Origin of the sequence: Methylobacterium segetis (assembly GCF_004348265.1) — a bacterium.
GTDB classification, from domain to species: Bacteria; Pseudomonadota; Alphaproteobacteria; order Rhizobiales; family Beijerinckiaceae; genus Methylobacterium; species Methylobacterium segetis.
This window is the reverse complement of the sequence record NZ_SMNT01000133.1, coordinates 1-10,933: the sequence shown is the minus strand read 5'-3', so window position 1 is coordinate 10,933 and position 10,933 is coordinate 1. Positions and strand designations below refer to the sequence as shown.

Here is a 10,933-nt window from a genome sequence, read left to right as displayed (position 1 = left end):
GCCGGGGCGACGCCCATGTTGCGCAGCCCGAACCGGATCATCGGCTTGCGGGGCAGGATGCTGCCGTCCTTGATGTCGATGAAGTAGACGGCCGCACCGGGCGCGGAGGGCGTCGGCCCCCCCTTCCTGTCGCCCTGGGCCGGCTGCGCGGCTACCGCCTGCGTCAGCGCGACGAGCGCGCCGAGCCGGCAGATCCAGGTTCGGTACGCTCGAACCCGGTGGGTCGAGGCCGTTGCGCCGCCCATCGTCGCCCTCCCGTCAGGCATCGCGTCACCGCAGCCGAATAGGCGCACGATCTCCTGCCCGCCGCCGACCCGCAAAAACGAGCTAGAGCGCCTCTAAAAAGGTGATTCGCTAGCCCGAAAGATGCAGCGTGCGGTCAATGACCAAGAGAATACATGCCACAATGATTTGCAACGGCTACGGTTTGCTTTGGCGCTCGCGTGCTATACCGGACAGTAGTCGAGATCGGTCAAGCTCATGATTTTGGATTGACGCCGATGCGCGATTTACTTTTCCGCGACAGACGCGTCCGGCAGGATCTGATGATGCGCAGCAGCCCTTCCGGTCAGATCCGGCGATTGCGTGGCGCTGGCCGGGCGGGACGCGGCGTGCTGCTTCTCGCGTGCCTGGCCGCCATCGTCCTCCCGCTCGTCCCGCTGCCGGCCTGCGCGCAGGCGACGATCGGGGCCGGGCGCCGTTTCGCGCTCCTCATCGCGAATGCGCGCTACCCCGACGCGAAGGCGCCGCTCGCCGCGATCGGCCGGGACGCGCGTCTGCTGGCCGACGAATTGCGGCGGCACGAATTCGACGTGGACTTGCGGGAGAACGTCACCCGCGAGGACATGCAGTCCGTCCTCGACGGCTTCTACGGCAAGATCAACGCCGGCTCCGCCGCCTTCCTCTATTTCGGCGGCTACGGCATTCAGGTGAACCGGCAGACCTTCCTCTTGCCCGTCAACGCGCAGGTCTGGTCCGAGACGGAGGTGCGCAAGGACGGGATCAGCCTCGACGGCGTGCTGGCCGAGATGAACCGGCGCGGCGCCCGGGTGAAGATCGCCGTCGTCGATGCGGCCCGGGAAAACCCCTACGAGCGCCGTTTCCGCGCCTCCTGGGCGGGGCTCGCCCCCGTCGATACGCCGGAGGGCACTCTCGTCCTGCTCGCCGCCCCGCCCGGCAAGCTGGTGCGCGAGCCGACCGCCGAGCCGAGCCTGTTCATGGGCGAGCTCGTGAAGGAACTGCGCACCCCGAACCTCAGCGCCGAGGAGGCCTTCGCACACACGCGAATGGGTGTGTCGCGGGCCTCGAACACCGAACAGGTGCCCTGGGTGTCCTCGTCCCTGATCGAGGAATTCCATGTCGCTAAGCCGAGCGCGGGGGCCGCATCCCAGCCGGATCTTGCGCCCGTGCGGGTCCCGCGCGCCCGGACGACGGCCCTGAACGCCCCTCCGGCCGCCGCGCCCCCACCCGCCCCCGCCCCCCAGCCCGCTCCGGCCCTCCCGCCTCCGGCGGCGGCCGCACCCGTGCCCCCGCCGCCTCCCGCCGCCGCCCCCGCGCCAGCCCCAGCCCAGGCGACGGCGGCGATCTCGCCGCCCGCCGGGCCCGCGAAGGCAGCCCCGCAGCGGGGCGAGACCCTGCGGGATTGCGGCGACTGCCCCGAGATGGTCGTGGTGCCGGCGGGCAGCTTCGAGATGGGCTCCGCCTCCACCCCCTTCGACCGACCGGTCCACAAGGTCACGATCACCAAGCCCTTCGCGATGTCGGCGACCGAGATCACGGTCGACCAGTGGAACCAGTGCGTCGAGGGCGGCGCCTGCAAGTACCGGCCGCCCCCGGGGGGCTCCGGCGCCCGGCCGATCACGAACGTGAGCTGGTACGACGCCAAGGACTATGTCGGCTGGCTCTCGGGCCGGACGCGCCAGGGCTACCGCCTGCCGAGCGAAGCGGAATGGGAATACGCCGCCCGCGGCGGCGCCCGCACCGCCTATGCCTGGGGGGCGCAGGTCGGCGCCGGCAAGGCGAATTGCCGCGAGTGCCGCCCCGGCCAGGACGAGCAGCTCCTCGACGCGGCCCGCTTCGCGCCGAACGGGTTCGGCCTGTTCGACATGGCCGGAAACGCGGCCGAATGGGTCGAGGATTGCTGGAACGACGATTACCGGAACGCCCCTGCCGACGGGAGCGCGTGGCTGCGCGGCGGCTGCGGCCAGCGCGTCCTGCGCGGCGGTTCCTTCGACAGTTCCGCGTCCTACGTGAAGCCGAGCGCCCGGTTCCGCTACGACGCGGACGTCCGCTACTACGCGAACGGCTTCCGCGTGGTGCGCGCCCTGCCGTGAGCGCGGGCGGCCCCGCCCCTCACCAGCCCTCCTCGTCCTCGTCGAGGAGGGCGGCCTCGCGCGAGAGCGCCGCCTTGTCGCGCAGCATGATGCGGCCGCGCCGGAGGTCGAGATGACCAGCCCGGCGCCACGCCTGGAGTTGGCGGTTCACGCTCTCGCGGGTGCTGCCCACATAGGCGCCGAGCTGCTCCTGCGAGATCTGGATCTCGCTGCCGAAATCCGCCGCCAGCACCGTCAGGCGTCGGGCGAGCCGGGTCGAGAGTGGCAGCACCGTCATCTCGTTCATCTGGCCCGCGATGTATCGGACCCGGGCGCAGAGGAGTTCGATGAGCTTGATCGCGATGCCGGGCTCCCGGCCGAGATAGGCGAGGAGGTCGGCCCGGCGCAGGACGAAGAGGTCGGTCGCCTCCACCGCGACCGCGTCCGCCGTGCGGGGCCGCCCGTCGAGGAGCGCGATCTCGCCGAACACGTCGCCGGAGCCGAGGGTGTTGAGCACGATCCGCTTGCCCGAAGCGGTGCCGGTCTCGATCCGCACCTCGCCCCGGCGGATGCCGTAGAGCGCGTCGCCCGGATCGTGCTCGCGGAACAGCACGTCACCCGCCCGCAGCGAGCGCGTTGTGCTCATGGCGGCGAGCGTGGCCGCGATCTCGGGCCCGAGATCCGCGAAGAGCGGGTTGAGGCGCAGCAGCACCCCGAAATCCGCACCCTTGCTCATGGCGGTCCGCCCCGCGGGGATCCGGGCGATTCCCGGCGGCCGAGCCTAGGAACGGGATGCCCTCCCCTCCTTCACGAATGTTATTTTTCGGGCGGACCGCCGAGGCCGACAGTCGTGGGACGGCGCGATGGCCGGTACCGGGCGGAGGAGGACATGAGAGGCGCGCGCGCACCCGGCTTGCCGCGCCGCTCCGACGAGGCCTCCGCATGAGCCTGCGCGCCCGCCTCTCAGCGAGATTTCCCGACCGTCTGCCGTGGCATCGCAGCCTGTTCCGGAAATACGTGCTGACCCTCGTCAGCCTCGTCGCCCTCGTGCTCTCGATCAATGCCGGGGTCGAGACCTGGATCCTCTACCGCGAGACGGTGCGGTCCGTGGCACGCGCGCAGGGCGAGTACGCGCAGGAGGCAGAGCGATCGGTCGAGGCGGCCCTCGGCGAGATCGAGCGGCAGGTCAGCTGGGTGACGCGGGCGAGCGCCGTCACGCTGCAGCAGCACCGGGACGATTACGAGCTCCTGCTGCAGCAGGCTCCGGGCGTTCTGACACTGGCCTTCATCGACGCCTCGGGCCGCGTGCAGGTTCGCTCCGGCCGACCCGGCGGCGCGGCGGCCGGCGAGCCGTTGCCGACGCGACCCGGCTTCGCGAAGCCCGTATTCCGGGACGGAAGGTCGCTCGCCGCGCTCGTCGTCTCCCATGCCTGGCCAGAACAGGCCGTCACCGTCGCCGAGGTCGGCCTCGAGCCGCTCGCCGACGCCCTTCCCGCCGCCACGCCCGGCAGCGGGAGCTACGCCTACCTCGTCGACACGGATGGCCGGGTCCTCGGGCGCACGGCGGCGAGCCCCGTCGCGGTCGGCGCGGAGGTTGCGCGTGCGGAGGCGGCCGGGGCGGAGGCCGGCGGGTTCGGCCGGAGCCCCGACGGGCGGGCGGTGCTGCGGACTCTCAGGCCCGTCGCGGCCCTGCCCGCAGGGATCGTGGTGGAGCAGCCCCTGCCGGAGGCGCTCGCGCCGATCCGCGAACTCCTGCTCCGCCTTGCCTGGCTCTTCGCCTTCGGCCTCGTGGTGGCGATCTGCGCGAGCCTCGTGCTGGCCCGCCGCATGGTCGTGCCGATCCGGGCGCTCCACGCGGGTGCCGAGCATCTCGCAGCGAACCGGTTCGACCACCGCATCGCGATCCGGACCGGCGACGAGTTCGAGGCGCTCGCCGACAGCTTCAACCGCATGGCGGACGAGCTGTCCGGCTCCTACGGGCGGCTCGAGGTCGAGATCGAGAAGCGCACCCGAGACCTCGCGCGCTCGGTCAGCGAGCTGCGGGCGCTGGAGGAGACGGGGCGGGCGATCGTCGGGTCGCTGGACCTCGACGCCGTGACGGCCGCCATCGCCGCCCGCGCCTCCGCCCTCACGGGCGCGCGGACGATCCTCGTCTATCTTCGGGACGAGGCCGGCGGTGTTGACGGCCTCGCCGCCGCTCAGGGCGTCCCCGACGCGGCGCGGGCGGCGGTCGCCGAACTCGCGCTGGCTGCCATGCCGGGTTCGGACGCCGCCACGCGCGGCCCGCTGGCCATTCCCGACCTCTCCGAGGCCGCGTGGTTCCCGGGCCGCGCGGCGATGCGCGAAGCCGGCCTCTCGTCAGGCCTCGCCCTGCCGCTCTCGGATGCCGAGGGGGCCCTCGGCCTCGTCCTCGTGCTCCGAGCCGAGCCCGGCCCACCGGCCTCACCGGACGTGATGCAGAGCTTCGCTCACCAAGCGGCGCTCGCGATCCGCAACGCCCGGCTGTTCCAGGAGGTCGACGCCAAGAACCGCGAGCTCGCCGCGGCCGACCGGCACAAGACGCATTTCTTCGCCAACATGAGCCACGAGCTGCGCACGCCGCTCAATGCCGTGCTCGGCTACTCGGAGCTTCTCGTCGACGGCCTCTACGGACCCTTGAGCGACAAGGCGCTCGACGCGCTGGAGCGGATCCAGATCAACGGCCGGCACCTCCTGAGCCTCATCAACGACGTGCTCGACTTCACCAAGATCGAGGCCGGCTCCCTCACCCTCAGCATGCAGGATTACTCGATGCCGGCGATGATCGAGCAGGTCGTCGCGGCGGCCGCCTCCCTCGCTCACGCCAAGAACCTCGCGCTGACGACCGAGGTCGCGGAGGGCCTGCCCGTTGGCCAGGGTGACGAGCGGCGCCTGACTCAGGTCCTCATGAACCTCGTCGGCAACGCCATCAAGTTCACCGAATCGGGCGAAGTCCGCGTCGCCGCCAAGGCCGCGGGCGGGTGGTTCACGGTGAGCGTCACCGATACCGGCCCCGGCATCGCGGCCGCCGATCAGGGCCGCATCTTCGACGAATTCCAGCAGATCGACAGTTCCAGCACGCGCAAGCAGGGCGGCACCGGCCTCGGTCTCTCCATCGCCCGCAAGCTCGTCCTGCTGCATGGCGGGCGCATCGACGTCGAGTCGGAACCCGGCCGCGGCGCCGTCTTCCGGGTCCATCTGCCGGTTCGCGCCAGCGAGGAGAGGCAGGCCGCATGACGAAGCGCATCCTCATCGTCGAGGACACCGAGGACAACCGCCGCATCCTGCGCGACCTCCTCACGGTGGCCGGCTACGACCTCCTGGAGGCGACGGACGGCGGCAGCGGCGTGGCCCTCGCCCTCAAGGAGCGGCCCGATCTCGTCCTGATGGACATCCAGCTGCCGGTGCTCGACGGCTACGAGGCGACGCGCCGGCTCAAGGCCGACCCGGCGACGCGCCACATCCCCGTGGTGGCGGTGACCTCCTACGCGCTCTCCGGCGACGAGGGTAAGGCGCTCGACGCCGGCTGCGACGGCTACGTCGCCAAGCCCTTCAGCCCCCGCAAGATCCTCGCGCTCGTGCGCGAGATCCTGCAGGATGCGTGACCCCGGGGGAGAGCCCGTGAGCGCCCGCATCCTCGCCGTCGACGACGCGCCGGAGAACCTGGAGATCCTGCGCATCCGCCTGGAGGCGGCGGGCTACGCGGTCGTCACCGCGGAGGACGGCGAGGCGGGCCTTGCCCGCGCCCGCGAGACGGTGCCGGACCTGATCCTCCTCGACGTGATGATGCCGAAGCTCAGCGGCATCGACGTCCTGCGCATCCTCAAGGAGGACGAGCGGCTGCGCTTCGTTCCCGTGATCCTGCTGACCGCCCGCGCCGAGACCCGCGACGTGGTGGCGGGGCTCGACGCGGGCGGCGACGACTACCTCGCCAAGCCCTACGAGCACGCCGCCCTGATGGCGCGGGTGCGCGCGATGCTGCGCCTCAAGGCCCTCACCGACACCGTGCGGCGCCAGGCCGAGGAACTGGAATTCCAACGGGCGGCGCTCGCTCGCAGCAACGCGGACCTCGAGACCCGCATCGCCGAGCAGGTGGCGGAGATCGAGCGGATCGGGCGTCTGCGCCGGTTCCTCTCGCCACAGATCGCCGATCTCGTCGCCGCGTCGGGCACCGAGGCGACGCTTCTGGAGACCCACCGGCGCGAGATCACGGTGGTGTTCTGCGATCTGCGCGGCTTCACGGCCTTCACGGACACGGCGGCGCCCGAGGACGCGCTGGAGGTTCTGCGCGCCTACCAATCGGTCGTCGGGGCCTGCATCGTCCGGCACGAGGGCACGCTGGAGCATTTCGCGGGCGACGGGATCATGGTCTACTTCAACGATCCCGTGCCCTGCCCCGACCACCCGCACCGCGCGCTCCGGATGGCGCTCGACCTGCGCCAGACCCTCGGGCGCCTCTCGGAAGCCTGGCATCGGCGCGGCTACGAGATCGGCTTCGGCATCGGCATCGCCACGGGCTACGCCACGCTCGGTCAGTTCGGCTTCGAGGGGCGGCGCGAGTACGGGGCGCTCGGCAGCGTCACCAACCTCGCCTCTCGCCTCTGCGACGAGGCGCTTCCGGGCCAGATCCTCCTCAGCCAGCGCCTGCAGGCCCTGACCGAGACCGTCGCCGAGACCGAGTGCCTCGGCCCTCTCGCCCTGAAGGGCTTCCACCGCCCTGTGACGGCCTTCGGCCTCCTCGGCTGGCGAGAGGCGGCGGCGGGCTGAGGCGTCCGCCTCACGTCTCCCGCCACGCCTTCGAGATGTGGTCGACGAAGGGCTTCGTCAGGTAGGAGAACACCGTCCGCTCGCCGGTCTGGAGGAAGGCCTCCACCGGCATGCCGGGGATGAGCTGGACCTCGCCGAGGCGCTTGCGCTGCGCCTCGTCGACCCGGATGCGCGCCTTGTAGAAGGACAGACCGGTCTTCTGGTCCTGCGCCACGTCGGCCGCGAGCCGGCTGACGCTGCCCTCGATCTCGGGCGTCGTGTACTGGTTGAGCGCGGAGAAGCGCAGGCGCGCCGGCTGGCCGATCCGCACGTTGTCGATGTCCTTCGGCTGGATCTTCACCTCGACGGTGAGTTCGTCGGCCTCGGGCACGATCAGCATCGCGGGCTCGCTCGGCGTGACGAGGCCGCCCACCGTGTGCACCGTCATCTGGTGGACGATGCCGTCCTGCGGCGCGCGCAGATCCGTGCGGCGCAGGAGGTCGAGGGCTGCCGTCTGCTTCTCCTCGTATTCGGACCACTTGGCGCGAATGTCGGTGAGGTCCTTAGACACCTCGTTGCGCATGTCCTGATCGACCTGCAGGACCTGCAGCTCGATCTCGTTGCCCTTGCCGCGCGCCTGCGCCACCGAGGCGAGCAGCTTGCCGCGGTCGCCCTCGAGGCGCGCCGCCTCGCGCTCCAGATTCGTCAGGCGCGAGATCTGGACGAGGTTCTTCTGCCAGAGCTCGCGGATGCCCTTCAGCTCCATCGTGACCGCGGCGATCTCCTTCGTCTTCGCCGTGATCTGCTCCGTCAGCCCGGCGATCTCCTCGCCCAGCTGGGCGAGGCGCTCGCGAAGCTGGCTCTTCTGGCCGTTGCGGGCCTTCGCGCGGGCGAGGAACAGGCGCGTCTCGCTGTCGATGAGCGTCGCCACCGCCGGGTCGGAGGCGGCGCGGGCCTGAAGGTCGGAGGTGAAGCTGATCGCCATGTCGCCGTCGCGCTCGGCCTCCTCGCGGGCGCGGCGGGCGGCGAGCCTGTCGAGGGCTCTCAGGACGATGTCGAGGCTGGATCGGGCCTGCGTCTCGTCGAGCCGGATCAGGATGTCGCCGGCCTTGACGCGGTCGCCCTCCCGCACCCGCAGCTCGCCGACGATGCCGCCGACCGGGTGCTGAACCTTCTTGACGTCGCTGTCGACGACGAGTTGGCCCGACGTGATCACCGCGCCTCCGATCACGGTCAGGCAGGCCCAGCCGCCCACGCCGCCGACGAGGGCGGTGACGAGGAAGGCGGCTGCGCGGACCTGCCGGCGGATCGCGGCGCGGGCGGCGTTGGCGGCGGGGCGCGCCGGGGTGCGGGCGGGGCCGGTCAGGGTCAGGGTGGTGGGCATCGGTCGCTCTCCTTCGGGGCAGGGGTCAGGCCGAGGCCCGGGCCGGGCGGGCGGACGTCTCGTTGGCGGGGGTGGGTGCCTTCGGCAGATGGCCGGTATGGCGCAGCACGGCCTCCTTCGGACCGAAGGCGACGGAGCGGCCGTCCTCCAGGGCGAGCAGCAGGTCGACGGCTTCGAGCGCGCTCGAGCGATGCGCCACCACCACCACGACGCCGCCCCGCTCGCGCACGCTGCGGATCGCCCGGGTCAGGGCCGCCTCGCCCTCGGCGTCGAGGTTCGCGTTCGGCTCGTCGAGCACGACGAGGAAGGGCGCGCCGTAGAGGGCGCGGGCGAGCCCGATCCGCTGGCGCTGTCCGCCGGAGAGGCCGAGCCCCCCTTCGCCGAGCACCGTCTCGTAGCCCTCCGGCAGGTTCGTCACGAGCTCGTGGATGCCTGCTTCCCGAGCGGCCGCCACGATGTCGGCGCCGCGCGCGTCCGGCTCGAAGCGGGCGATGTTCTGGGCGATCGTGCCGGCGAACAGCGCCACGTCCTGCGGCAGGTAGCCGACGTGGCGGCCGAGATCGGCGCTCGCCCACTGGCTGATCGGGGTGCCGTCGAGGCGCACCGCGCCGCGAACCGTCGGCAGCACGCCGACGAGCGCGCGGGACAGCGTCGACTTGCCCGAGCCGTTCGGCCCGATCACGCCGACCGCCTGGCCCGCCCGCAGGGCGAAGCTGACCTCCTTCACGGTGAGCCGGCCCCCGCCCGGGGGCGCCACGCAGACCGTGTCGGCCCTGAGCTGCCGCGAGGGCGCGCCGAGGACGGAGCTGCGGCGCTCCTCAGGGACGTTGGCGAGCAGCGCGGTCATCCGGCCCCAGGCCTGATGGGTGGCGACGACGCCCTTCCAGTTCGCGATCATCGAATCGAGGGGAGCGGGCGCACGGCCCAGGAGGATCGATGAGGCGATGATGATGCCGGGCGAGCCCTCGCCGTTGATCACGAGCCAGGCGCCGAGGGCCAGCACGCCCGATTGCAGGGCCATGCGCGTGACCTTCGAGGCGGCGCTGAGGAGCCCCGCCACGTCCGTGACTCGCTGCTGGGACAGGATGTAGCTCTGGTTCGCCTCCTCCCAGCGGGTGGAGAAATGGCCCTGCATGCCCATCGCGACGAGGTTGCGGCCCCGCGCGTGCTCGCTCGCGGCCTTCGACGGACCCCGGGTCAGGCGGTCCGTCGTGACGTTGATGAGGATGAGGAGGACCGAGCCGCCGGCCAGGGCGAGGCCGACGAGGGGATGGAAGAGGAAGCAGACCGCGAAGTAGAGCGGCATGAAGGGCAGGTCGCACAGGGCCGTCGGCCCGGACCCCGAGAGGAAGCCGCGCACCTGGTCGAGGTCGCGCAGGGGCAGGAAGCTCTCGCCCGGCGCTGCGCCCGTGAGCGGCGAGCGCACGACGTACTGGAAGACCCGCGGGCTCAGCGCCTCGTCGATGACCGCGCTGATCCGGGTCAGCATCCGCCCGCGCAGCGATTCGAGTGCGCCCTGGAAGCTGTAGAGGATCAGCGCCAGCAGGAGCAGCGCGACGAGCGAGGGGACGAACCGGCTCGGGATGACGCGGTCGTAGACCTCCAGCATGAAGAACGAGCCCGTCAGGTAGAGCACGTTCACGAGGCCGCTGACGACGGCGAGGCTCGCCAGGGCCGGGCGGCAGCCGGTGAGCGCGGCGGAGACGTCGGGGGAGAGGGGCTTCATCGTGGACGCTCCCTTGGGCAAGTCGGGACAGGCGTCCTTGGTAGACCTCCGGGCGCCGCCTTCCCTGACGCGGATCACGCTCGGTCCCCGCAGAGAGGGCGGCCGGCCCTGCGTGATGCGCCTCACAGTCGGCGCCCCTGAACGGCGCGAGACTGGGGACACAGCAGCAGGAGGCTCCCATGACCCTCGTCGTCCTCGATCCCCGCACCGGCACCTACGCCACCATCGCGATCCCGGTGCGCGCCTCGCTGCCGCGGCCCGCCGCGATCCGCACCCAGCCCGCCCGCCGCTAGCGCGGGCACCCGTCGAACCCTCCGGGAGGATGCCATGCGACGCTCCCACGCCCTCCGCGCCAAGGCTCAGATCCTGCGCGAACTCGACCTCCGGCTCGCCGAGCGCAGCCGCGCCAACGCCGCCTCGGGGCGGCCCTGAACGACGGGAGGCCAGCATGGAGATCGAGGCCCTCGACCGCCCCGCCGACCTGAGGATCTGGCACGTCGCGCCGACCCCGGCCGCGGGCCGCCCGAAGCGCTTCGGCAGCCTGCGCGATGCCATCGCCGCTGCCGCCGAGAGCTTGTCCGCACCCGGCGTCGAGCCCTGGATCGTGACAGACGAGGGCGAGTTGCTCTCCCCGACCTGGATCCAGACCTACCTGAACTGAGCGCGGACGGGACGACCCGTCCGATGCCCGGGTCCGGGCGATGCCCGTCGCGCCGGAACCGCACGCTTCCTCCCCCTCCTCTCCCG

8 protein-coding genes and 1 pseudogene are annotated in these 10,933 nt (G+C 71.9%); 5 read left to right on the top strand and 4 right to left on the bottom strand.

Translation table 11 applies throughout. From position 1 onward, the window contains the following. A pseudogene (locus E1J50_RS23735) lies at positions 1-245 on the bottom strand (hypothetical protein); the annotation flags it as partial. Positions 246-611: 366 nt separating this feature from the next. Between E1J50_RS23735 and E1J50_RS23730 the strand changes: the two are divergent. After that, on the top strand, positions 612-2,333 hold the full coding sequence (locus tag E1J50_RS23730; protein WP_165937958.1) for an SUMF1/EgtB/PvdO family nonheme iron enzyme: 1,722 nt from the start codon (positions 612-614) through the stop codon (positions 2,331-2,333). A gap of 19 nt (positions 2,334-2,352) precedes the next feature. Here E1J50_RS23730 and E1J50_RS23725 read toward each other — a convergent pair whose 3' ends face one another. Then, a complete protein-coding gene (locus E1J50_RS23725; RefSeq protein ID WP_132256311.1) occupies positions 2,353-3,048 on the bottom strand; it encodes a Crp/Fnr family transcriptional regulator in 696 nt (231 codons plus the stop codon). A gap of 206 nt (positions 3,049-3,254) precedes the next feature. On the opposite strand from E1J50_RS23725, the gene E1J50_RS23720 reads away from it, so the two are divergent. Genes E1J50_RS23720 through E1J50_RS23710 form a run of 3 tightly spaced genes read left to right on the top strand, consistent with a single transcriptional unit; the run spans position 3,255 to position 7,097 of the window. Further along, the gene (locus tag E1J50_RS23720; protein ID WP_165937957.1) at positions 3,255-5,567 is read left to right on the top strand and encodes an ATP-binding protein; all 2,313 of its coding nucleotides are present in this window, start codon (positions 3,255-3,257) and stop codon (positions 5,565-5,567) included. Next, a complete protein-coding gene (locus E1J50_RS23715; protein ID WP_132256306.1) occupies positions 5,564-5,935 on the top strand; it encodes a response regulator in 372 nt (123 codons plus the stop codon). The genes E1J50_RS23720 and E1J50_RS23715 overlap by 4 nt, the downstream gene beginning before the upstream one ends. A gap of 16 nt (positions 5,936-5,951) precedes the next feature. Further along, positions 5,952-7,097, top strand: coding sequence for an adenylate/guanylate cyclase domain-containing protein (locus E1J50_RS23710; RefSeq protein ID WP_245516720.1), 1,146 nt, complete (start codon positions 5,952-5,954; stop codon positions 7,095-7,097). 10 nt (positions 7,098-7,107) lie between these two features. Here E1J50_RS23710 and E1J50_RS23705 read toward each other — a convergent pair whose 3' ends face one another. Further along, entirely contained in the window at positions 7,108-8,460 is a 1,353-nt protein-coding gene (locus tag E1J50_RS23705) for an HlyD family type I secretion periplasmic adaptor subunit (RefSeq protein ID WP_132256301.1), read from the bottom strand. 25 nt (positions 8,461-8,485) lie between these two features. Beyond that, positions 8,486-10,186 (bottom strand): type I secretion system permease/ATPase, encoded by a 1,701-nt coding sequence (locus E1J50_RS23700; protein ID WP_132256299.1) that lies wholly within the window; start codon positions 10,184-10,186, stop codon positions 8,486-8,488. Positions 10,187-10,634: 448 nt separating this feature from the next. Here E1J50_RS23700 and E1J50_RS23695 point away from each other — a divergent pair, with 448 nt between their 5' ends. Next, positions 10,635-10,847 (top strand): hypothetical protein, encoded by a 213-nt coding sequence (locus tag E1J50_RS23695; RefSeq protein ID WP_132254856.1) that lies wholly within the window; start codon positions 10,635-10,637, stop codon positions 10,845-10,847. Positions 10,848-10,933: the final 86 nt, after the last annotated feature.